General features: G+C 37.1%; 25 protein-coding genes, 1 tRNA gene and 1 other RNA gene. 6 read left to right on the top strand and 21 right to left on the bottom strand.

Going from position 1 to position 23,602, the window contains the following annotated elements; all coding sequences use genetic code 11:
• Nucleotides 1-84: 84 nt before the first annotated feature.
• From AB1349_04400 to AB1349_04355, 10 genes are all read right to left on the bottom strand, one after another.
• A complete protein-coding gene (locus tag AB1349_04400) occupies nt 85-291 on the bottom strand; it encodes a hypothetical protein (GenBank protein ID MEW6556579.1) in 207 nt (68 codons plus the stop codon).
• A 247-nt stretch (nt 292-538) separates the two neighbouring features.
• Nucleotides 539-1,102, bottom strand: a complete 564-nt coding sequence (locus AB1349_04395; GenBank protein ID MEW6556578.1) for a D-sedoheptulose 7-phosphate isomerase — start codon at nt 1,100-1,102, stop codon at nt 539-541.
• Nucleotides 1,092-2,441 carry an acetyl-CoA carboxylase biotin carboxylase subunit gene (accC, locus tag AB1349_04390; protein MEW6556577.1) on the bottom strand — a complete coding sequence of 450 codons (1,350 nt, stop codon included), beginning with the start codon at nt 2,439-2,441 and terminating at the stop codon, nt 1,092-1,094. The genes AB1349_04395 and accC overlap by 11 nt, the downstream gene beginning before the upstream one ends.
• Nucleotides 2,442-2,465: 24 nt before the next feature.
• Nucleotides 2,466-2,972: an acetyl-CoA carboxylase biotin carboxyl carrier protein gene (accB, locus tag AB1349_04385; protein ID MEW6556576.1), complete on the bottom strand. Its 507-nt coding sequence runs from the start codon at nt 2,970-2,972 to the stop codon at nt 2,466-2,468.
• Nucleotides 2,973-3,068: 96 nt separating this feature from the next.
• Nucleotides 3,069-3,632: an elongation factor P gene (gene efp / locus AB1349_04380; GenBank protein MEW6556575.1), complete on the bottom strand. Its 564-nt coding sequence runs from the start codon at nt 3,630-3,632 to the stop codon at nt 3,069-3,071.
• A 5-nt stretch (nt 3,633-3,637) separates the two neighbouring features.
• On the bottom strand, nt 3,638-3,889 hold the full coding sequence (locus AB1349_04375; protein ID MEW6556574.1) for a type II toxin-antitoxin system RelE/ParE family toxin: 252 nt from the start codon (nt 3,887-3,889) through the stop codon (nt 3,638-3,640).
• Nucleotides 3,886-4,080, bottom strand: coding sequence for a hypothetical protein (locus AB1349_04370; GenBank protein MEW6556573.1), 195 nt, complete (start codon nt 4,078-4,080; stop codon nt 3,886-3,888). The genes AB1349_04375 and AB1349_04370 overlap by 4 nt, the downstream gene beginning before the upstream one ends.
• Nucleotides 4,081-4,096: 16 nt before the next feature.
• A complete protein-coding gene (locus AB1349_04365; protein ID MEW6556572.1) occupies nt 4,097-5,107 on the bottom strand; it encodes a Xaa-Pro peptidase family protein in 1,011 nt (336 codons plus the stop codon).
• A 124-nt stretch (nt 5,108-5,231) separates the two neighbouring features.
• Complete coding sequence (aroB, locus tag AB1349_04360) at nt 5,232-6,311, bottom strand: 3-dehydroquinate synthase (protein MEW6556571.1); 1,080 nt, start codon at nt 6,309-6,311, stop codon at nt 5,232-5,234.
• A 67-nt stretch (nt 6,312-6,378) separates the two neighbouring features.
• Entirely contained in the window at nt 6,379-6,897 is a 519-nt protein-coding gene (locus AB1349_04355; GenBank protein ID MEW6556570.1) for a shikimate kinase, read from the bottom strand.
• A gap of 60 nt (nt 6,898-6,957) precedes the next feature.
• Between AB1349_04355 and AB1349_04350 the strand changes: the two genes are divergently transcribed.
• Nucleotides 6,958-7,644: an HAD-IA family hydrolase gene (locus tag AB1349_04350; GenBank protein MEW6556569.1), complete on the top strand. Its 687-nt coding sequence runs from the start codon at nt 6,958-6,960 to the stop codon at nt 7,642-7,644.
• A 44-nt stretch (nt 7,645-7,688) separates the two neighbouring features.
• Here the strand turns inward: AB1349_04350 and dcd are convergent, their stop codons facing one another.
• Nucleotides 7,689-8,201: a dCTP deaminase gene (gene dcd, locus AB1349_04345; GenBank protein MEW6556568.1), complete on the bottom strand. Its 513-nt coding sequence runs from the start codon at nt 8,199-8,201 to the stop codon at nt 7,689-7,691.
• 103 nt (nt 8,202-8,304) lie between these two features.
• Between dcd and AB1349_04340 the strand changes: the two genes are divergently transcribed.
• The 3 genes from AB1349_04340 to AB1349_04330 are packed head-to-tail and all read left to right on the top strand — an operon-like array spanning nt 8,305 to nt 10,387.
• Entirely contained in the window at nt 8,305-9,033 is a 729-nt protein-coding gene (locus AB1349_04340; protein ID MEW6556567.1) for an N-acetyltransferase, read from the top strand.
• A 50-nt stretch (nt 9,034-9,083) separates the two neighbouring features.
• Nucleotides 9,084-9,665, top strand: a complete 582-nt coding sequence (locus AB1349_04335) for a sigma-70 family RNA polymerase sigma factor (GenBank protein MEW6556566.1) — start codon at nt 9,084-9,086, stop codon at nt 9,663-9,665.
• Nucleotides 9,665-10,387, top strand: a complete 723-nt coding sequence (locus AB1349_04330) for an Hsp20/alpha crystallin family protein (GenBank protein ID MEW6556565.1) — start codon at nt 9,665-9,667, stop codon at nt 10,385-10,387. The genes AB1349_04335 and AB1349_04330 overlap by 1 nt, the downstream gene beginning before the upstream one ends.
• 71 nt (nt 10,388-10,458) lie before the next feature.
• Here the strand turns inward: AB1349_04330 and AB1349_04325 are convergent, their stop codons facing one another.
• The 5 genes from AB1349_04325 to smpB all read right to left on the bottom strand — a co-directional run bounded on the left by AB1349_04325 (nt 10,459) and on the right by smpB (nt 14,413).
• On the bottom strand, nt 10,459-11,220 hold the full coding sequence (locus AB1349_04325; GenBank protein MEW6556564.1) for a nucleoside phosphorylase: 762 nt from the start codon (nt 11,218-11,220) through the stop codon (nt 10,459-10,461).
• Nucleotides 11,221-11,270: 50 nt separating this feature from the next.
• Nucleotides 11,271-12,035 carry a cyclase family protein gene (locus tag AB1349_04320; protein ID MEW6556563.1) on the bottom strand — a complete coding sequence of 255 codons (765 nt, stop codon included), beginning with the start codon at nt 12,033-12,035 and terminating at the stop codon, nt 11,271-11,273.
• Between the two features lie 108 nt (nt 12,036-12,143).
• The gene (locus AB1349_04315) at nt 12,144-13,403 is read right to left on the bottom strand and encodes an amidohydrolase family protein (GenBank protein MEW6556562.1); all 1,260 of its coding nucleotides are present in this window, start codon (nt 13,401-13,403) and stop codon (nt 12,144-12,146) included.
• 156 nt (nt 13,404-13,559) lie between these two features.
• Nucleotides 13,560-13,919: a transfer-messenger RNA gene (ssrA, locus tag AB1349_04310) on the bottom strand.
• A 50-nt stretch (nt 13,920-13,969) separates the two neighbouring features.
• Nucleotides 13,970-14,413 (bottom strand): SsrA-binding protein SmpB, encoded by a 444-nt coding sequence (gene smpB, locus AB1349_04305; protein MEW6556561.1) that lies wholly within the window; start codon nt 14,411-14,413, stop codon nt 13,970-13,972.
• Nucleotides 14,414-14,533: 120 nt separating this feature from the next.
• Here smpB and AB1349_04300 point away from each other — a divergent pair.
• A tRNA-Leu gene (locus tag AB1349_04300) sits at nt 14,534-14,615 on the top strand.
• Nucleotides 14,616-14,724: 109 nt separating this feature from the next.
• Nucleotides 14,725-15,630: a PfkB family carbohydrate kinase gene (locus tag AB1349_04295; protein MEW6556560.1), complete on the top strand. Its 906-nt coding sequence runs from the start codon at nt 14,725-14,727 to the stop codon at nt 15,628-15,630.
• Here the strand turns inward: AB1349_04295 and AB1349_04290 are convergent.
• The 5 genes from AB1349_04290 to ssnA all read right to left on the bottom strand — a co-directional run bounded on the left by AB1349_04290 (nt 15,623) and on the right by ssnA (nt 23,587).
• Nucleotides 15,623-17,173, bottom strand: coding sequence for an ATP-binding protein (locus tag AB1349_04290; protein ID MEW6556559.1), 1,551 nt, complete (start codon nt 17,171-17,173; stop codon nt 15,623-15,625). The two genes, AB1349_04295 and AB1349_04290, sit on opposite strands and share 8 nt — an antisense overlap.
• On the bottom strand, nt 17,166-17,786 hold the full coding sequence (locus AB1349_04285; GenBank protein ID MEW6556558.1) for a DUF502 domain-containing protein: 621 nt from the start codon (nt 17,784-17,786) through the stop codon (nt 17,166-17,168). Before AB1349_04285 ends, AB1349_04290 begins: the two co-directional genes overlap by 8 nt.
• 60 nt (nt 17,787-17,846) lie before the next feature.
• Nucleotides 17,847-19,931, bottom strand: coding sequence for an O-antigen ligase family protein (locus AB1349_04280; protein MEW6556557.1), 2,085 nt, complete (start codon nt 19,929-19,931; stop codon nt 17,847-17,849).
• A 5-nt stretch (nt 19,932-19,936) separates the two neighbouring features.
• A complete protein-coding gene (locus AB1349_04275) occupies nt 19,937-22,159 on the bottom strand; it encodes a tetratricopeptide repeat protein (GenBank protein MEW6556556.1) in 2,223 nt (740 codons plus the stop codon).
• A gap of 81 nt (nt 22,160-22,240) precedes the next feature.
• On the bottom strand, nt 22,241-23,587 hold the full coding sequence (ssnA, locus tag AB1349_04270; GenBank protein ID MEW6556555.1) for a putative aminohydrolase SsnA: 1,347 nt from the start codon (nt 23,585-23,587) through the stop codon (nt 22,241-22,243).
• Nucleotides 23,588-23,602 lie beyond the last annotated feature (15 nt).

Here is a 23,602-nt window from a genome sequence, read left to right as displayed (position 1 = left end):
CGAATATAAAATGTATTTTTTGTAAGCCTTTTGGCATTTGTCATAAGTGTATCATTTTTATACGGTTGTGTCAAGGGCATTTTATTATCGGTAAAATATAAATTTATAGCCGTTTTTCAGGTCGAAATTCTTTGCGAGTATAATGGACTGAAACATATAAAACATAAAAATGTCGTAATGGAACTGGAATAACAAAACTGGCAAAACTGCGCCAGCAAAAACTGAAACTGCTGAAACTGTGCCTGCTGAAACTGTGAAACTGGAAACTGGGAAGAAAACTGTGCCAGCCATAAAACTGAAAACTGTGAAAACTGTGAAAACTGTGAAAACTGAGAAAACTGTGCCAGACTTGAAATTTTCAATCTTTTTTTTAAGTAGGAAGTGGTACGTAGGAAAATCATTGCTGATTTATTTTTTTTCATATAAAATCGCACTACAAAGTGGAGAATAAAAAAGATTTACAGGATAAAGATAAAGTTAAAACCCGGTTAATCTTGTCAAAATTACAACAAAAAATATGCAGTTTGTCAAGAACTTTTTAGAATGGTTCATCTTCAACAAGTTTGCATAAAATATGGCCAACTGTGATATGGACTTCCTGGATTCGCGCGGTGTTTTTAGATGGGACTTTCAGAATTATATCGCAAACCCTCTTTAATTTACCACCATCAGCACCTGTAAAACCTACCACAACCGCACCATGTTTTTTTGCCTGTTTTGCTGCCTCAACGACATTTTTTGAATTGCCGCTTGTAGAAATGGCAATCACAACATCACTTTTTTGAACAGTTGATTCAATCTGTCTGGAAAAAATTTTGTCAAAACTGTAATCGTTAGCAACTGCGGTAAGAATAGATGTGTTTGTTGTAAGTGCGAGAGCATTAAGTGATTTTCTCTCTTTTTCAAACCGGCAGACAAGTTCTGTCGCAATGTGTTGCGCATCCGCTGCAGAACCACCATTACCAAAAATGACAACTTTATTTTTTCGGCGATAACAGTTGATTATCTCTTTAGCAATTTTGTAAATTACAGGCACAAGTGCTTTTGAATTTTGTTTTACAGCGATACTATCGTCAATAATTTGCAGGATTTTACTTTTCATTGTAAATCCTTTTATGGATGAAGTTGGTATATATTTCGCCTTTCTTAAAATACTCGTTTGAGATTGCAAGTTTATGAAATGGAATCGTTGTTTTAATACCTGCGATTTCAAATTCTGAAAGCGCACGATGCATTCTTGCGATTGCTTTCTGTCTGGTTTCGTCAATAACGAGTAATTTGGCAATCAAACTGTCATATACTGCTGGCACGGTATAGCCGGGATAGATATGTGTATCAAGCCGAATACCCGGTCCGCCTGGAAAAATAACCGTTTCAATTTTACCGGGGCTTGGGATGAAATCCTTTTCAGAATCTTCAGCATTTATTCGGCATTCAATCACATGCCCTTTTTGTTTTATATCGTCGTAATCATAGCCAAGTCGTTCACCTGCTGCAAGCCGTATCTGCTCTTTTACAAGGTCTATTCCGGAAACCAATTCAGTAACCGGATGTTCAACCTGTATACGAGTGTTCATTTCCATAAAATAAAAATTCTCTTTTTTATCTACCAGAAACTCAACAGTACCGGCAGTAAAATAATCAACCGCTTTAGCAGTAAGCCGAGCGTAATGTCCCATTTTTTTCCGTAATTTTTCAGAAATTAAAGATGGTGATTCTTCTATCAGTTTCTGATGTCTTCTCTGGATTGAGCAATCCCGCTCCGGAAAAGAAACAACATCGCCTTTTATATCGCCAAGTATTTGAAATTCAATATGTTTAGGTTCGTCTAAGTATTTTTCAAGATAGACATCGCTATTCCCGAATGATGACTTGGCTTCCTGCTGTGCTGTAAGTATCGCATTCTTGAGTGCATCTTCTGACGGTACAATCCGCATACCTTTTCCGCCACCACCTGCAGATGCTTTTACAATCAATGGATACCCAATTTTTTTGGCAATCTTAAAAAGTTTCGGATGTTCAGCTGTTATACATTCATCAGTTCCTGGAATTACTGGTATCCCTGCTTTTTTCATTGTATGTTTTGATGCCATTTTATCACCCATTAATTGTATAGTCGTTTTTGATGGACCAATAAATTTTATATTGCAGGATTCACAAACATCGGCGAAATAGGTGTTTTCTGATAAAAAACCATACCCGGGATGAATCGCGTCCGCACCTGTTATTTCAGCAGCAGAAATGATACTTGCGATATTTAGATAACTGTCAGACGGCGAGGCGGGTCCGATACAAACGGTTTCATCTGCAAGTTTTACAGGAAGCGATTCGGCATCAATATCGGAATGAACTGCAACAGTTCGTATTCCCATCTCGTGACAGGCACGAATAATCCTTACTGCTATTTCACCACGATTGGCTATCAGAATTTTGTTAAACATAATTTATACGCTGATGACAGCTGATTACAACACTGATTGCCGCTGATTTTCATCAGCGGACATCTGCGATTTATCTGTGGTAATCTGCGGCTCTATTTCAAAAAGTGGTTGCCCGTATTCCACAGGAGTATTATCCTGCACTAAAACTTTTACAATTTTGCCTTCAGCAGTTGATGTTATTTCTTTCATTACTTTCATCGCCTCAACAATACCAACTTTCTGCCCGACAGTTACAAAATCACCTTCTTCAGCAAGCGGTTTCCCGCCTGGTGTTGGCGAACGGTAAAATGTACCTACCATTGTTGATTTTATAATGCTGGTCTTTAACGCAGATGATTGAACAGGTTCACTGCCGCTTTTTTGTAGAACATCTTGTGGCTCTGGAGTGGCTTTTTTTGAAACGACTAATGAATCTAATTCAACAGGCTTCCTGCGAAAGCCAGATTTTTCACCATCTTTTTCTATCCAGATTTCTTCAATATCGGTATCTTTGATTGCATCTAAAACTGATTTTATTTTTTTAATGTCCATTTAACACAACGCGGATGGACGCAGATTCTTGAAACCTCACAGATTAACGCTGATAAATCTGCGTCCATCTGCGTTTTTATCTGCGGTTATCTGCGTTCATTTTGAAACACGTTCTACATATTCTCCTGTCCGAGTATCTATTTTTACAATATCGCCTTCCTTTATAAAAAGAGGCACCTGAACTTCAATCTCCGTCTCAAGTATTGCTGGTTTAACCAGGTTTGAAACGGAATCACCGCGTATACCCGGCACGGTTGAAACAACCTTTAATTCTATCGTTACTGGCAAGTCCATATTAAGAAATTTATCGTCAACATAAAGCGCTTCCACTTCTATATCAGGTTTCAGATATTTTATTATATCGCCGAGTTTTTCTTTTGGTATTGTGATTTGTTCGTAGTTTTCCATATCCATAAAAGTATAATCGTCACCGGCAGAATACAGAAATTGTTTCTTTTTTCGTGTAAGTGTTATCTCTTCAAATTTGGCGCCTGATTTAAAAGTTGTTTCTGTAATCGCACCTGTTTCAAGATTTTTTAGTTTTACACGCATTACCGCACCACCTTTGCCAGGTTTGTGATGCTGAAACCATATCACCTGACAGGGCGAATTATCAACTTTAATTGTTAATCCGTTTTTGAAATCAGAAGTTGAAATCATTTTGTTTATCTATAAACATCTTTTCTGTGTGCTACCTTTGTAACTTCAACTATTTTGTTAATATCATCAATCGTGTAAATAATTCTATAATCACCCGAACGTACTCTGTAGATATTTGATTTTAACTTTTTGTAATTAAATGGTCTGGGATTATTTTGCAACGAAAATATATGCGGTACAATTTGTTCATAGATTTTCAATGAATACTTATTCAGTTCTTTTTCTGCAGATGGTTTAATCGTTATCCGATAACTCATCTTTTTTTCATTCTTTCGTTATGATATTCACGAAAAGAACGAGTTGGTTCAAATTGCCTCAAAGCAACATCGCGAAGATCTTCTAAATCTTCCAGTAATTCTTGATAATCTTTTAAGTTCAAAATGACCTCTTTTCTTTTGCCCTTTTCATCAACAATAAATTTTGGTTTAGGAATAACTGCTATGCCCATTTTTACCCTCCAAATTTTATTTCGTTAAAACCTCACAACCAACTTTTGTTACTAAAACTGTATTTTCTATCCGAATACCGAATTTGTTCGGAATATAAATACCAGGCTCTACCGTCACAACCATTCCTGCTTTCAATATCGCTTCAGACTTTGCAGAAATTACCGGCTTTTCATGAACATCAATCCCTACACCGTGACCTGCTCCGTGAATAAAAAATTTTTTGTAACCCTCTTTTGCTATAAAATCTCGCGCTGTAAAATCAACTTTTTTGCACAATACTCCATCTCTAATAATACCGATTGCTTTCTGCTGTGCTTCTTTTACAATACTAAAAACTTTTTGTTGCTGTTTATTAATTTTACCTAAAAAAAACATTCTTGTCAAGTCAGAATTGTATCCGTCATAAACACAGCCTAAATCAACAAGTATAACATCGTCCTTTTGGAATTTTCTGTTTGTCGATTTATGATGAGGATTGGCAGAGTTTTTACTTGATGCAACAATTATATCAAATGCGGATTTTTCAGCCCCCAATCGCCTTAAAAAATATTCTAATTTGTCTTTCAGTCCTTTTTCTGTTAATCCTACTTTAATTTTCTTTTCAGCAAATCTCATTGCTTTTTGAGAAATTTTACACGCAGTTTTTATTTTTGAGAGTTCACTTTTATCTTTTACAACCCGCATCTTTTCAATAAAATCAGAGCAATCTTTTAATTTGATTTTTGCTTTTTTTAGTTTGCAAACTTGTTTATACGAAAGTGAATTTTCAAATCCGATTTTTTTGTCTTTATATCGGTTAAAGAAATCTTCTTTTGTAATTTCAACGGGACAACCGGCATTTTTTTTTGCTGACTGATATATAAGCTCCGGAACGATAAGTGTCGCATTTTTTCGTGTAACAAAAACAAACGAATTCTCAGCATCAAACCCTGTTAGATAAAAAATATTTGATGGCTCAAACGAAACAAACCCGTCCAGTTTTTCCGTTGCGATTTTTTTTTGCAGTTTTTTTATCTTCAAATTCATTTATTACTCTACTGCGGTTGTCCGATAACTCTTGACTCTTGGAACTACCATACGACAGGTTGTCCCCCCACACTCTTTTAGACGGTAATATATACCAATTGGTATATAACATTTGTTATATCTTTTATTTCTGTTCGGTAAGAACCTTTTTGATTATATCAATCGGTACATCGTCTTTTATGATGGTTTTTCCGGGACGGCCATTCGGTAACACAAAACGAACTTTGCCGTCTTGCACTTTTTTATCAAAAGATAATTTCTCAATAACTTTTTCAACTTCTAAACTATGTTTTACTGGTAGACCAGTGCGTATTAAAATCCGTTCAACTCTTCTCGCCCACATTTCATCAAACAATTTTAATTCCAATGCAATCTTTGTCGCACAAACCATACCAATTGCAACCGCTTCACCGTGCAGATATGTCTTGTAATTCGTCGCCGATTCAATAGCATGACCGATGGTATGCCCGAAATTCAATATCGCTCTTAGTCCTGCTTCCTTTTCATCCAGTTCAACCACCCACTTTTTTATCTGACAACTTCGCCATACAACATATTCAACCCGCTCGTAATTCAACGATTTTATTTTCATCAAATCCCGTTCAAGCACAGAAAAGTATTTTTTATCACGGATAATGCCGTATTTTATTGCTTCTGCAAGACCGGCATCGAACTCTCTTTCCGGTAAAGTTTTTAATGTTGAAATATCAGTATAAACAAGTGCCGGCTGATAGAATGCACCTATCATATTTTTGGATTTTGGATGATTCACGCCGACCTTGCCACCGACGGAAGAATCTACCTGTGAAAGAAGTGTTGTAGGCACCTGAACAAACGGTATCCCTCGCATATAAGTTGCAGCAACAAAACCTGCAATATCGCCAACAACACCGCCACCTAAAGCAACAATCACAGAATTTCGTTCAAGTTTGTTGTCTATACAAACCTGATAAAGGTCATTAACCGTTTCAAGTGTTTTGTATTTTTCACCATCTGGGATTTTTGTGATACTCGGCTCAAAACCTGCCCGTGTTAAACTATCAAGCACCATATCGCCATATAATTTACCAACGGTAGTGTTTGTGATAACAAGCACTTTACCGAAAAAATTTTTAGCCTTCAAGGCATCACCAATATGGGTTAAAGAGACGCCTATGTGAATGGAATAAGTCCTGTCACCAAGTTTTACTTCAACGATTTTCATAAATCGCAAATTTCAAACGAATTTTATCACGAAATATCGCGAATAAAAAATTGCAGTTATTTGTATACTATTCGTGATTTAATTCGTGTGCCTTTATTCGTGCTATAATTTTTTTAACAGCTTCTTTTGGAGTTGTTTTTGTTGTATCAACAGAAAAATCACATTTTTTGTAATAAGGTTTTCTAATTTCTAAAAGTTTTTTAATTTCTAATTTTCTGTCCACAACATTGAGAAGCGGCCTGTCGGAATTCTTTGATACTCGTTCTAAAATCTTTTCTACTGATGTTTTTAGATTGATGATTTTTCCGTTTTTTTTCAATGCATCAATATTTTCCTGCCTCAAAACGATTCCGCCACCTGTCGCAATTACATAATTGTCATATTCGCTGACTTCTTTTGCAACTGCTGTTTCAACATTTCTGAAATATTTTTCACCTTTTTTGGCAAAAATATCCGGGATTTTCATTCCAACTTTTTCTTCTATCAAATCGTCTGTATCAACAAATTCCATTTTAAGTACCTTGGCGATTGCATGCCCCACTGTACTTTTTCCCGTCGCCATAAAACCAGTTAAAACTATATTCATAAATTTTATTTTACTAAAATTAACTTGAATTGTCAATGAATTTTATGTAAAATATATGTTATGATTAAAGCATTTCTGACGGATTTGGATAATACGCTGGTTGATTTTATGCGAATGAAACGCTCTGCGGTAGAGATGGCGTGTAATTATATGATAAATGTCGGGTTGGATATTCCTTTGCAGGAAATATACGATGAAATTTTCAATGTCTACTGGGCAACACATATAGAAAGTCAGTCGGCAATAGAGCAGTCACTTATAAATAAAATCGGTAAGGTTGACAAAAAAATTCTTTCTGCTGGAATCATCGGCTATCAGCGTGGTCGTGATATGGCAACCTATACATATCCGCATGTTGAAATTACACTTAAAGAACTTTTGCGACTCGGTTTGAAACTCGGCGTGATTTCTGATGCGCCTGGTGAGCAGGCATATAATCGGCTTGCACGATTGCATCTTACTCCGTGGCTTGATTTGATAGTTTCGTTTGACGATACAGGGGAAAGAAAACCGTCAACAAAACCGTTTTTATACGCGCTTGAAAAATTACAGATGCAGCCGAATGAAGTAATGTATTGTGGTGACTGGCCTGAACGGGATATTCCGGGCGCAAAAGCCGTCGGACTGGTTACTGTTTTTGCGAGATGGGGTGAGCATCCTGATGCACCGCTGACGGGTGCTGATTACGATTTGAAAGATATGTATGAAATCGTAGATGTGGTCAAAAAACTAAACGGGTTGAAGTAAACAAGTTTTATCGTCTGAAAACTATAACAAATGCTCTAATTTTTTTACGGATGGATTTGGTTTTTGAACCTGCCCTGGTATTTTGCTTTACCGGTTGTTTCCTGTATGACTAACTGGCAGATTTTTGTCCCCGGATAAATCGCAAGTGGAATAGAACCCATGTTTGAAATTTCTAAAACCTGTTTATTATTGATACCTGGTTGAATCAGCCCGGCAGTTACATGAACCATAAGCCCGAGCCGTGCATAACGCGACCTGCCTTCAAGCCACGCACACAGATTCTCACCAAGTTTTATCTTTTCTCTTGTTATCCCGTGAACAACTTCACCAGGTCTGATTACAAAACACTTTTTTACTTTTACAAGCCGTGTAATTTTTTCATAATCGCTATTTTCGGTTACATGATAGATATTTCTTATTTTCTTAAAAACTCTGATTTCATCGCCAAGATATAAATCAATTGATGCGGGACCAACCTGCTTTTCTGAAAACGGTTCAATCTCAATGTTACCATTTTGAATCTCTTTTAGAATTTCATCTCTGGTTAAAATTCCCATCAATACCTCTTATTTAATTTGTATTTATTATACAAAAAAATACTTGACAAATCAATAAAATATTTGTAAAATAACAAAAATTTTATACAGGAGGATTTTTGTTATGAAGAAGTTACCGCCTGAAAAGGTATCGCAGGAACAGATAGTTTTTAAGGTAGAGGAATTGGAACCACTCTTATCGCCGGATCCGATGGTCATTCCGTCGTTTGAACCTGCTGCAATAAAAGTGAAAACAGGTGAGACGATGTTAATCAGACCGCTGAAAAAAGAGGAATCACCATTGCTGTTAAATTATCTGAAAAAGATTATAGAGGTTGACCATGATTTTTATGATATTGTTGGTGCGCGGGTTTATGCTGAAATTCTTGGCTGGGTAAGAAACCGTTTAAAAGACCCGTATCAACTTGTTGGACTTATTGATGGACATCTTGTCGGTTTCTGTAATGGTCGGATTATGAACGAGGATATAAATATCTCGCTTCATTCTATGGCTTTCAGACGGGGCTTACGAGCAGGCGCAATCATGTATTATGCAAAATGCGAGTACTGTTTTGAGACGCTCAATCAGAAAGAGTTCTGGGCTACATATGAAAGTTACAACGGCTTGAAAAGATGGGGTATCGGGATGGCACAGCCGTCATATCCATGGCCGGATGTTCAGCATGAACTTGGTGGCGCAAAGGTTTATTATGTAACCAAAAAATACTGGGATACAACAGTAAAAAGATACTTACAGGAGATGATACAATCAAAATTTGAACGACCTATTTCAGAAGAATTATTGAATAAAAACGAAAACATAATAGTTCCTGAAAAACTGGAAGAAGACTGAAAAACCTGTTTTATCTACGCACCCGCCTGAAAATTACTGCATCTAAATAAATGAAATCAGACGATAAAATCCTTGTTGAGAAATCAAAAAGAGGCGATACCCGCGCTTTTGAGCAGTTAATAAAAAAGCACGAACTAAAAATTTACAATTTGCTTTTGAATCTGACAGGCAACAGGTCATCGGCAGATGATTTTTTGCAGGAAACATTTCTAACTGCATGGAAAAAGTTAAAAGGTTTCAAAGGAACTTCGGAATTTTCAACCTGGCTTTACAGGATTGCGTTGAATCTGGTTTTGATGAAAAAACGGAAAAAAAAGGTGATACATACCGTCTCTATGGATACTCCAATTACTACACCAAAAGGTACAGCGAAGCGAGAATTTGCAGACGATTGGTCAAAAAACCCACTGGCAACATTAGAAAATATAGAGCTAAAAAACCGACTTAACGAAGCGATTGGATTACTACCTGAAAAATACAAAACAGTTCTGATTTTAAGAGATATTGAAGGCATGTCTAATGACGAGCTACAAAGGACATTAAAAATTTCGTTGCCATCAATAAAATCACGACTGCATAGAGCACGCTTGTTTTTAAGAGATAAACTTTCAAGATATTTTAGAGAACATTAATGGAACACGAAAAATTTTTCCAATTATTATCCGATTTTATAGACGATGAATTAGATACTGATTTGCTTGATGATTTTGAACGGGAACTTGAAGATGATTTCTGCCGCTGTTATTTCAACACTTTTAAGAAAACAGTAGATTTATGCCATCAGATTGGACTCCATGAAGTTCCTAAAAATTTACATTATAATATTATACGAACAATAGAAGATACTCCACAAAAAGGAGAAACGCGAATAAGAAAAATGCATCAAAACAAGCAGGCGGTGATGAATATGACTGACATCATAAAATTTGAACCATTCAGGGAACTTTTGGATATTCGTGATGCGTTTGACAGATTTTTTGGTAAGAGTTTATCGCAGAAAGGGCTTGATACTACAAAAGATTTCGGGTTTACGCCCAAGATAGAGATTGACGAGAAAAAGGATGCTGTCGTAGTAAAGGTTGAAGTTCCAGGTATTGAGAAAAAAGATATAAAAGTTAAATTTGAACAGGGTAATCTGACACTGACGGGTGAAAGCAAAAAAGAAGAAGAAAAAAAAGAAAAGGGATATTACTACTCGGAAAGAAGATACGGCAATTTCTACCGCTCAATATCGCTACCAGCGGCTGTTGACGAAAAAAACATAAAAGCAAAATACAAAGACGGCATTCTTAATATAACACTGCCAAAAACCAGACAGGCAAAAGTGAAAATAAAAGAAATTGAGATAGAATGAACCGAAAGTTTCCGTATAAAAAAAGCCCTCCGATATGAAAATTGGGGGCTTTTTGCTTTATCCGAATTTTTTTATTTTCTTTTTTCTTCTAAAATTTTTACCGCCTCAATTGCAATTTTGATTGCTTCTTCAATACCAACTTTTTTGACTATCGGCTCGTCGGAATATGTTAACCCAATAATCGCAAGCACTTCGCCTGCATAAACCTTTTTTATAGAAGATACGACAAAAAGCGCGGCGGACTCCATTGATGTCGCAATCACATTTGAACGATACCATGCAGTCCACATTTTTTCATTGTGGTCGGACAGCGGTAAGTCTTTCGCATTTTCTGTATAAAATGCATCTTTACAGTGTGTAATTCCAGGATGTGCTTTTATTTTTAATTTTTTTGATGCTTCAATAAGTGCAGCAGTGACATCAAAATTAGCAACCGCAGGATACGAAAGTGGAACATACTGGCGGGTAGTACCTTCTTCCCGTACTGCCGCAGTTGAAATGACGACATCGCCAAGTCCAACCTCTTTTTGAAGCGAGCCAGCGGTGCCTATTCTTATGAAAGTATCCGCGCCGATTTTTATCAGTTCCTCAACTGCAATTGCGGTTGACGGACACCCGATTCCAGTAGAAGTCGTTGATATTTTTATTTTTTTACCATCATAACCTGTAATATGTCCTGTGAATGTTCTGTATTCTCTATTGAATGCCATTTCATTCGCATCGTCAAAAAATTTCGCTATCAGAGGCGTTCGTCCCGGGTCGCCCGGCAGCAAAACATATCTTCCTACATCACCTTTCCCCAACGCTATGTGATACTGTTTGCCGTTCTCCATAAAATTTCCTCCGTCTGAAAAGTATAACAAATGATATACTTTCTCGCCGCTTAAGTTTTCTCAAATGCCACAATTCTGCAGATTGACGATTCTCCGCCAACGAACCGCCATGGGAAACAGCCGACGGTGGTTCTTTTATTTTTAAACTTATCTATTTCTCCACCCAGATTTTCGGCATGAATTATATCCAAAGGAAACAGAACAATATGCATTAATTGATAGTGGTCAGATGGAAAAATATCGTCAATTGATTTCTTAAATTTTTTCTGAAAGTATGCTTCGCATTCCTTCGCCTGTTTCGGCATCCATTCTCTGATTTTCGTATTCATCGGGTGGTCGGCGCTTCCGCAGTCAACGCCGAGCCATTTCAATTTTTTCTTTTTGCACCATTCTGCAAATTCCATCGTCGGTCCCGGATGTTTCACCATATAGCGAACCTCGTCCGCTTCGGGCTGGTCCCAAGCATATCTGTGATAACCCGTATTGATAATTAAAATATCTCGCTCTTTTACTTCAACCCGTTTTTCAATATCTTTTGATGTGTAAATCCCGTAGTCCTCTGCAATATCGGATAAATCCACAACTGCTGCCTCACCATAAAGTTCTTCAAGCGGAATTGAGGCAATATCTCTTCCGTGTGTACAGAAATGAAGTGAGCCGTCAAGATGTGTGCCTACATGGTTGCTGGTTGTAATAATTTGTCCATTTGCGCCATTTGGTGCAAGCCGCTTGAAAAATTTAATTTGCAACGGCTCGTAAGTCGGCCATGCAGGTGTTAAATGTGACAGCGGCTGTGTCAAATCATAAAGTTTCATACCCCCCCCCAATTAACGGCAAATTCTAAATTCCAAATTCCAAAATTCCAAACCCGCATTGGAATTTTGGCTATTTCTTTTGACTGGATTTACAGGATTTTAATTCTTTTATCCTGTAAATCCTGTCGGTATTTTCAGTGTTCTCCGTATCTCTGTGGTGGCAATAATTTTTCCTTTTCTTATTACATAAAGGCGGTCGGCTTGTGTTCTGAACATTTCCGGGATTGTCTTTGCATCAACGATATTCAAGTTTGCGGTTTTGCTAACAGCAATCCCGTAATCTTTCAGCCGCAAAATTTTTGCAGCGTTTTCTGTTATCATTTTGTAAAGATAATTTACTTGTTCCACCTGTGTGAATTGCGCAGCGTGTGCTGTAACCAATCCGCATTCAAGCATATCGCCATGTCCCCAAGTAGGATAGAACGTATCCTTGACGCAGTCCTGTCCGTAAGAAACATTAACACCTGCAGTAATCAGTTCGTTTATACGCGTTGTCCCCCGACGGATTGGCTGTTTATCAAGCCGACCTTCTATCATCAAATTTGTGACTGGATTTGTTATCATATTGATACCTGCTTTTTTTACCCAGTCAATAACTTTCACAGCGTAATAATCGTTATAAGCTGCGAGCGCACAAGTATGTCCGGCAGTCACCCGAGCTTGATATTTTTCTTTGATTGTTTTCCAACAAAGATATTGGAGACACCGTGAATTCGGGTCATCTGTTTCATCAATATGCATATCAATATCACAATTAAATTTTTTTGCAATCTCAAAACAGATATCTATATGCCTTCTACCATCTTCGTCAGTCATTTCGTTATGTGGCATCCCACCGACGACATCTGCACCTGATTCCATCGCCTGATACATAAGTTCTTCAGTGCCTTCATCCTGCAAAATTCCTTCCTGTGGGAATGCAACAATTTCTAAATCAACAATGCCTCTATATTTTTCACGAGTTGCAAGAAGCCCTTTCAATGGCATTAACTTACCAATAGTATCAACATCAACATGTGTTCTTATAATAGTTGAGCCGTGCAGAATATGCCAGTCAATAACTTTACTTGCTCTCTCAACAATATCATTCACTGTATATCTTTTCTTTCTTGCCCAAGTAAGTTCTATTGATTCCTTAAGTGTGCCTGTAATATTTTTAGGAATAGAATCGCTAATAAGACATTTATCCAGATGAATATGTGAGTCAATAAAAGTAGGTGTGACAAGATTTCTCTTTGCATCAATGATTTGGACATCGGACTTTGGACATCGGACTTCGGACTTGATTTCTACAATTTTACCTTTCTTAATTCCAATATCAACAATTTTTCCATTTTCCAACTTTGCATTTTTGATAATAATATCCATTTTTACTCCCTGTAACAGTTCAGTTTTGCTGAAAACGCATAAATTTAACCACGAAAGCGCGAAATCACGAAATAATTTTTTTCAGTGTTTCTGTGGTAAAACTTACCTATTACCGCTCCCTTGGACCTTTCACCTTTAACCTTTTACCTGCCTTTCTGGTGGAGGTGGCGGGAATCGAACCCGCGTCCGAAGATAACGCCTAACGGCTTCTACAAGCATAGTCAGTGTTTTGTTCTCGCTGCCAAAAACTTCCACTGACAAAATATCTGACAGCCAGTCGTTTAAGGTTTCGCTTTCGGTACAACGACAATGCCGAAAACTATTCTGCTTTTATAACACCTCACCCCAACCTCACAGAAAAAGGTTAGGCAGGCGGCTTACGCAATTATGCGTAGGCAACTACCGGTGTATAAACGGCAGTTATTTTTGTATGACCGATTTTTTACGCAGCCTTTCGGTCAACTGCGGCCTGCCGCTACATCAGTCAAATATCCCCGTCGAGCCCTGTTCACCCCCAATTTTAGCCAATTAGTTATTAGCGAATTAGTAAAATGCTTTCGCCATTTCTAATTCTCTAATTCTCTAATTCTCTTTTTTATTTCCCTTTCTTTAATTACTGCTCGTTTATCCCAAAGTTTTTTGCCTTTTGCAACAGATATTTCAACTTTGACCAGCCCGTTTCTGAAATAGACCTCAGTTGGAATAATTGCAAACCCTTTGATAGCGATTTTTTCTTGCAGTTTCTTTATTTCTCGTCGGTGTAGTAATAATTTTCTGGGTCTTAATGGGTTGTATTTTTTGTCTGAAAGTTGTTTATAAGGCAATATATTTATATTATACAAAAAAAATTCGCCTTTTTCAATGTTGATATAGCCATTTTTAATATCAATATGTCCTGCCCGGATTGATTTCACTTCGCTACCTAAAAGTGAAATACCCGCTTCATATTTTTCAAGCAGTTCGTAATTAAAATATGCTTTTCTGTTGGTTGCAATGATTTTTTTGTTCATTATATTAATTTTACCAAATTCTGAATAATTTTTCAATTGACTATTTATGAATTTTATAGTAAAATATTTTTGGTTTTAGTTACTAATCACTAATAACTATTCACTTATCACTGTTTTTCCGGGCGCGTGGCGGAACTGGCAGACGCGCAGCGCTCAGGACGCTGTGGATAACACCGTGGAGGTTCAAATCCTCTCGCGCCCAGTAAAGGCAGAGAATAGAGAACAGAAATTAAAGATTAGGTGATTGGAAGATTGGAATGCACCTAACCCTAATTTCCTAATCTCTCAATCTCTTAATCTCTGGTTCAATCATGTCCATTCTTGTTGTAGGTTCGGTTGCGCTTGATTCGGTAAAAACGCCGTTCGGTAAAAAGCGAGATATACTCGGTGGTTCTGCGACTTATTTTTCCTATTCGGCAAGTTTTTTTACTGATGTCAGGATTGTTGCTGTTGTTGGCTCTGATTTCCCAGAGGAGTATCTGGAACTTTTTAAGAAACGAAATATAAATCTTGATGGACTTCAAATTACAGATGGTAAAACATTCAGATGGAGTGGTTTTTACGAGTATGATATGAATGAGGCAAAAACAGTTTCAACCTGCCTCAATGTATTTGAAACATTCAAGCCTGAAATCCCTGATTCTTACAAAAATACCGATTATGTTTTTCTTGCTAATATAGACCCTGATTTACAGATGGATGTTTTATCGCAAATAAAAAAACCAAAATTTGTTGCGGCGGATTCTATGAACCTCTGGATAAAACTAAAAAAACAATCGTTATTAAACCTACTATCAAAAATTGATATTTTTGTAATCAATGATGGTGAGGCACGACTTCTTACAGAACAACCATCACTGATAAAAGCAGGCAGGATTATTCTTGACTATGGACCAAAGTATGTTGTAATAAAAAAGGGTGAGCATGGTTCTCTTTTGTTTTCTAAACAAAATTTTTTTTCTGCGCCTGCATATCCACTTGAAGAGGTTTTTGACCCGACGGGTGCAGGCGATACTTTTGCAGGCGGTTTTTTTGGCTGGCTGGCAAAATTAAATAAAAAACCTACCGAGTATGATTTAAGATGCGCGGTAATTTATGGCAGTGTTATGGCATCTTTTAATGTAGAAGATTTTTCGTTAGAAAGAATGAAACGATTAAAACCTGCTGAAATCCAATCCCGTTACAAAAAATTCAAACAAATCACACACTTCAGATAAATCTGGGGATTTTTACGGTGAATGTAGAACCTACACCAACTTTGGAATTAACATTTATGCTGCCATTATGGGCTTCTACAATTCGTTTGGCGAGTGGCAATCCGAGACCTGCGCCGGCAACCTGACCCGTAAATGATTCTTCTATCTGATAGAATTTATCAAAAATTTTTTCCTGTTCAGCAAGTGGTATACCAACACTATTATCTTCAATACTTATAGCAACCGCATCGGTTTGCAACTCGCCGGATATTTTCACAATTTTTTCAGCACCTTCACTATCCCCTACTTTATTAAATTTTACAGCATTTTCTAAAATGCAACCGAGCGCTTCTTTCATTTTGTCTGTATCAACAAATACCTCGCCAAGTTCTGATAAACTAACAACCTCAATTTTAGCATCTTTCATTTTTTCTTTCATTATACCGAGTGTTTCAGCAACAAGTTGTTCAACTGAAATTTTCTTTCTGTCAAGTTCAAGTGCTTCGGTTTCTATTACTGTATATCTCAGCAAATCCGTAACCAGCCCGACCAGACGGTTACTCTGGCTTTTCATCGCTTCAAGCGCTTTTTTAATTGACGGCTTCAAGATGAGTGAATCCTCCGCTAACAACATTGGCAGATAACCGCTGATTGTTACAAGTGGTGTTTTAAGTTTATGTGAGATAAGCGATAAGAATGTCCGTTTTACGAATTCTTCTTTTTTCTCGTCTGTAATATCCCTGATTACAAAAATATAGCCAGTAGTTTCAGCGCGGTCGTTAACGATTTTTGTGGCTACACAGTTAAGGAATATTTGTTTTCTTGTTTTTTTTGTAATTTCAAAAACTTTTATTCTTTCATCAAACTGTAAGAAACCAGCCGGGATACTGAATTCAGATTCTGTCATTACTTTTTCAAACAAACTGCCGTTAATATCTTTTTTATCTATTAATTTACAGGCAGCCATATTTGATTGAGTTATCACACCTTCTCTGTCGGTTACAAAAACTGCTTCGGTCATACCATCAAACGCAGCTGCAATTTTTTCTCGTTCTTGAGTTAATTTTGTAAAAAGCCGCGCGTTTTCTAATGCAACTGCTGTCTGGTTTGCAAACGCTTCTAAGACCGGCAGGTCATCGTCTGTAAAAAACGCTTTACCAATCGGATTTATACCTTCAATTACACCTAAAACCCTGCCCTTGTACCGCATCGGCACACATATAATTGATTTTGTCACAAACCCGGAAGTATCGTCAGACCGTCGGGTCCATCGCGGGTCTTTTGTTACATCCTCAACTATTACAGACCTGTTGTAGGCAGCACACCAGCCGGCGACTCCTTCGCCAGGTTTCAGCCGAATCCGTTTTATCTCATCTGCCTTCTCACCAATTGCAACATCAAAATAAAGTTCGCCTGTCTGTTCGTCAATCAACAGAAGCGAGGATGCTTCTGCATTAACAACCCTACTGGCAAGTTCTAATATAATGGTAAGCAGTTTTTTTATATCAAGCGTAGAGTTAAGAATCCTGTTAGCATCTAATAAAAGCAGAAATTTGTCATTCATTTGATTTTTTTGGGGAAGATGGCGGTACAACAATCCCGCCGGAAATTATCAGTTTCATTGCATCATCAACCGACATTTTGAGTGGAATAATATCCGATTTTGGTACTAGCAAGAAATATCCTGTTGTCGGATTAGGTGTAGACGGTATAAATACATTGATTACTTCTTCTTTTGTCAATTCCTGAATTTCGCCCATCGCTTCTGCAGTAATAAACGCAACAGAATATATCCCCTTCCGCGGATATTCTATCAGGACAACTCTTTGAAAGGTTGTTGTACCTACAAAAAAAACCTTTGTAAGTTTTTTTATTGCGTCATAGAGTCCGCGTGCCATCGGTATTTTTAAAAGAATAGATTCAATTTGATGAAATAATTTCTTGCCGATAAAATTGGATGCAATAAGCCCGATTAACCATATCAAAAAAAGTGTAACAATAGCGCTTATAAAAGTTATTGCAAAGTATGGGATTTTAAGTGGAACAAATGTTTCAAAAATATTTGTGAATACTGGTGTAAAAAATCTGCCCACAATCTTGAATACAAGCCAGATGATGTAAAGCGTAAGAAAAAACGGCAGGATAATAACGAGCCCTGTTAAGAAGTATTTTTTCATACAGTATTATTATACTAAATTTCTTAGAAAAAACAAGTGGGGGGATGGGGGGGGCTTAAACTATTCTTTTTTATTTTTTGGTAGAGCACTTATATTAGCAAGATTTCGGCGGGCAAGTTCAAAATTAGGGTCAATTGCGAGTGCTTTCTGATAACATTTTTTTGCGTCGTCAATCCGGTTCAGTTTCATACTGACATAGCCGAGATTATTCCATATATCTTTGTTAGATGGACTGAGTATGGTTGCCCGACGGTAAAGATTCCTTGCTGGCTCATATTTTTCTGAAAACAGATAGACATTCCCGAGCCCCATTATTGCATCTAACGAAAACGGATTGATAAAAACTGCTCGTTGATAATTTACAAGCGCACCGTCTTCACCGTCAAACTCTTTTCGTTGTGCAAGGATAGTTGCTTTATTAAAATAAATCTCATCATATCCGGGATTGGCTGCCAGTGCTTCGTTATACGCCCAGAGCGCTTTTTTTTGGTATTCTTCCGCCTGCGAAATTGCATTCAGGTGTCTGAACTGCGCAGCCATTCTCGCATATGCATTCCCGAGTTCGTAGTTGTTGTTAACTTCAAGCCGATGAAGTTGGTGTGCTTTTTCTAAATATGGTATTGCCTGCTCTATCGGTGTATTTTGTTTCTTAGCGAGTTTAAAGCCGGTAAAATAATTTTTTTCAGCAAAAAATGTTCTGATATACAGGCGGATAAGCAAAATTGAGAGCACGATTAAAATTAAAGAAACTATTTTGGAAAGTAAGCTATGGTTGATTATTTTTTTTTCAGATGTGCCGCCGCCACCAAGCCCTGCTAAAATTCCTAAATTCATCCAAAAGAAAAAGCCGGGTATTATAAAGTATAAAGTTACATTCACTATATTATCAACGAGCATTCCAATCACACCTGCAAAAATACCAATCGCAATTATCTTCTGGAATTCGTTCTTTAGATTGTTAATCTGATACAGTCCGAATTTTACAATACAATAAATAAGCCATAAAAACATCCCCAGCCCGACGATTCCTATCTGTGAAAGATTCTCTAAAAAAACATTATGGGCATTATTAGCATGGGTTCGCTGTGTTAACTTCGGATGGATTAAATATCGTTGCTGATAAAACGGGAACAGCATCTCAAACAATCCCCAGCCACTTCCTAATACAGGATTCCGTTTTGAGATATCCCAGGCAGAAAGCCATATCAGAACCCGCTGATAGACCGCAGGACCCGCTTTCTCTACACTGAATATACTGGATGCGCGGTCAAACGCATAAAAACCAAAGGGTTTTGTCTCGATCTGCCATCTGGACGGTATTAACAAAACCAGAAATATACTTATACCAGCGCACAGTAACCATTTTTTATATTTGATAATTTTTTGCTTAAACACACCTGCAACAAAAATGAATGCTACAAAAAGTCCAAGCCATGAAGATCTCGCCATTGTTGTAATAAGCGCTAAAATCATTAATACAGATAACGCTATATATAAAAATCTGGAATAATTTGATTTTGCCTGAATAAACGAAACAACTGAAAGCGGGACCATTATAACCAAAAAACTGGATATAAAAACGGGATTGCCGAAAGTAGAGACACACCGTTTCATACTATACGGGTTAATTGTCTGCTGCCAGATTGGCTCAAGGTCAAAATACTGCAAAATCGCATAAACACTTGCAAGAAACGAGACAACAAAAGAAAGAAATAAAACTTTTCTTATTGACTTTTCATCTCTGATAAAATTAACCGCAACATAATACACAAGAACGCAGTTAATTAAAATATACAGATTATTCCTTAGACCTTCTGACCATGTAGCGGTTGTGAACCCGGGTATTTTCCCGAAACCTGCAACATCAGCACTGCACAATAGTGCCCTGATAAATGTAACAATTGTAAAGCCCAAAAAAATCAGTATCGGTAAATCCAGTCGGGTTCTATAGAAAATAATTTTTCCGTTTTTAAGTGATTGAAAAATGAATAATCCAAAAATCAATAGTAAACAGATGTGTAAGATTGTGCCTTGAATAATATACGGGTTTCTTGTGACATTCGTGAAGAAAACAAGCGGGCAAACAACAATAGCGAAATATAAAATTTGGCTGGGTGCTTTTTTGTCAAGCAAATTTTTTTTCATATTTATTATTGGCTATGCGGGATTGTGGCTGGATTATTTTTCATAATACGATTCAAGATTTTTTGTGATTGTTGCTGCCTGCCTGTTCTCTCGTAAAGTATTGCAAGATTTCGGAGTGCTTCTGTATTATTCGGGTCAATATCTTTCAAGATTTTTTTGTACATTGTCTCTGCAGAAAAAAATTTCTTCTGGGCATAGTAGACATTGCCAAGCCCAAGCCATACATCTGGCTTTAAGATATGTGTTTTAACATTTGTATTATAATCTTTCATATTGTTAGTCACAAGCCAATCATAGTAGTAATACCAGTTATTTCGGGCAATATATCGTTTAAATGTATTCTCGGCTTCTTTCCAATGCCCGATTTGTGCATATGCCATACCTAACGAAGGATATGCCCGTTCAAAAACAGGGTCTAATTTCTGGTATTTTCTGAATGATTCTATTGCTTCTGCCCATTTACCCATTTTGGAATAAACGGTTCCCATCTGCATAAAAATCTGAACATAATTCGGCGCCAGTTTTATTACATCCTGGTATTTCTGGATACATCGTTCCGGGTCGCCTGCTGCCCATCGGTCGTTATACACATTCCCTTTGAAATAATGGGTCATCACATAGTCAGGACTGTATTTTATAACAATATCGTAATTGGCAAGTGCGGCATCCCATTCGCCTCGTTTAGAATGAAAAATTGCTATGTTATGGTGCATATCCGCAAGAAAGAAACCATAAAAATATTTTATAAAATAAATAGCGATAATTACAATTCCAATTTGTACAGCCGACATAAACTTTGGTTTTTGGGAATGATTAATGTTGCCTGTTTTTGGATTTGTGATTTGTGGTAGAGAAAATATACCAATCATTCCTAACGCAAGCCAGAACACAACACCTTCAGAAACAAATCGCATACTGACACACATAGTATTATGAACAAGTTGAGAAATAAGTCCCGACGAAAAACCAATCAGTCCGTGTATAATAAATTTCTGTTGTGGCTGAATCGCTTTTAATCGTTTTATTGCAGCAGTTATGAATGTCATTATCAACAGTATAAAAAATCCAAATCCGATAATCCCTTCATCATACAGCACTTCTAAAAATTCGTTTTCAGGATGGTCGCTTTCTGTGTTTGAGCGACCTTCTAACTGGATTATTTCAGGCCTTCTATACGCGGGATAAACCGCTTTGAATGAACCGATACCTGTGCCTATCAATGGATGGAGTGTTTTTCTTACTGGGCTTTTCCATTTGAGTGGTGAACGAGCATACAGATAGGACTCCGGATGCGGAGATCTGTTAAACATCTCCCAGCATCCCAACCAAGTATTGGTTCTAAATCTTACAGAATCTATCCGCTGCATAGTAAAATATGTAACACCTAAAACCATCGCAGAAAAAACAGCAAGTGACATCCCCAACAGAATTTTTCGGATTGTTTCCTTTCTGCCGTGTGATAGAAATGCAACTGCAAAAAATGAGAATGCAATCACACCACCAGAATAACCAATCCAAACCGCTTTTGAATATGTAAAAATGATACAGAATACAGTCATAATATAAAACAGTATTAACAATTTAGAAAATTTTTGGACAGCATATGAAAGAATCACAGGCGCCACAACAAGCAGGAAATCACCATAAAAGTTAGGATTCCCAAAAGTAGAAAAGATTCTGCTACCAAACGCACGCCGCCATATAAACGGGTCAAGTCCAACTGCAGGATTAGGTGGATAAAATCGGTCAAAAAACTGCACAATACCGTAAAATACCGATATAAATGCACCAGCAAGCCACCAGTTGATAAGCCGTTTCTGGCTTTTTTCATCTCTGAATTCTGAAACTATTATGTAAAACAGAAAAATATAAAAAATACGGCGGGTGAATTCATCCTGTGTGCCAAACCAGTTTTTTAATGGTGAAATTGACGCCGAAAAAATAGACCATACCAGAATAAGTGTAGGCGATAGAAGTAAATGAAATGAACCTTTAGGGAACGGGTTTTTCCATAACTCAATAATTTTTATAAGAAAAACAGCAATCAGAATCGTGCCACCAATCTGGCAGATGGTGATTTTTATCTGGCAGGAATCATATGTTTTTAAGTAAAACGCAACCGCCATTGAAAAATAAAAAATCGGCGGCAAATATAGCATTATCTTCGTACAAATATCAACAATTTTTTTGTTAATACCAGCAACTTTTACCTGCGTAACATTTTTCATCGTTTTTCTCGCTCCGACACCTTAAAAACGGTATTGATTTTTGACAGGATTAACAGGATTTTATTTATTCTGTAAATCCTGTCAGATTGAAATGATTTTTTCCCAGAATGTTTTTGCGAGCTCGCGCGATTTTTCGCAAATCAACTCTTCATTTATACCTTCTAATTTTTTATCTTTCATCAGGGTCTTACCATTACAGATTACAGTATCAACCGTTGCATCAACCATCCCAAAAATTAAATGCCCAAGAAAATTATCTTTTGTCAACGGTGTCGGTGGAACATAGTCAAGCACAACCAAATCGGCAGGTCGGCCAGTTTCAATTTTACCAACACGCCAGCCACATATCTTCTCTACAATTTTAGGATTGTTTTCTAAAAGTAATCGTGGCGCTTCACAAAAAGCAACCCGCGGGTCTTTTTTGTTATGTCTGTGAATCAGATAGGCACAACGCATCTGGGAAAGCATATTGGATGACATACCATCAGTTCCAAGCCCGACAATAATACCTTTTTTTAACATACCTAAAACATCCGCACAACCAACCGCATTGTTCATATTACTTTCTGGATTATGAACCACATTCGTGCCAGTATCTTTTATAATTTTTGTTTCTTTTTCGTTTATATGAATACAATGTGCAAGCAATGTTTTCTGACCAAGCACACCGAATTTTTTTAATCGTTCAACAACCTGTATTTTGTATTTTTTTACAGAATCGTTCTCGTCTGCTAAATCTTCCGCACAATGGATATGTATCCCGACATTATATTTTTTTGCCAATTCAACTGATTTCTCAAGTGTATCATTGTTGACGGTAAATGCAGCATGAAGCCCGACCATGCCAGAAATAAGTTGAGAGTTTAGAGTTAAGAGTTGAGAGAAAAATCTTTCGTTTTCTTTCAAACCTTCTTTGCCTTTACCATAACGGTCTGAAGTACCAAAACATAGGCACGCACGGATACCGATTTTTTCTACTGCTTTTTGTATCCCATCAAGCGAACCTATCTGAAAACCCTGCGATTCATGATGGTCAATTATTGTTGTTGTGCCGTTTTTTACACATTCAATCAGTGGAATAAGCGCTGAATAATAAATATCTTCTGCAGTCAAAATTTTATCAAGTTTCCACCAGAGTTTTTCTAATATCTCAACAAAATTTTTAGCAGGTGTTCCCGGAATATACATCCCACGCGCAAAAGTTGAATACAAATGATGATGTGTATTTATAAAACCCGGCAGAATTATCTTTCTTTTAGCATCAACTATTTTCAGATGAATTTTATCCTGTGAAGTTCTGAATACCTTTGCTCTTACATCGTCGGTTCTACCAACATCTTTGATGATTCCATCTTCAAACAAAACCCCACCATTCTCAATTATTTCAGACTGTGTAATAACCGTTCCATTACATAACAAAGTAAGCATTTTTTTCCTCCTTCT

The organism is Elusimicrobiota bacterium, assembly GCA_040757695.1.
GTDB lineage: Bacteria > Elusimicrobiota > UBA8919 > UBA8919 > UBA8919 > JBFLWK01.
The sequence above is the reverse complement of the archived record's forward strand: the minus strand, read 5'-3'. Positions and strand labels throughout refer to the sequence as shown.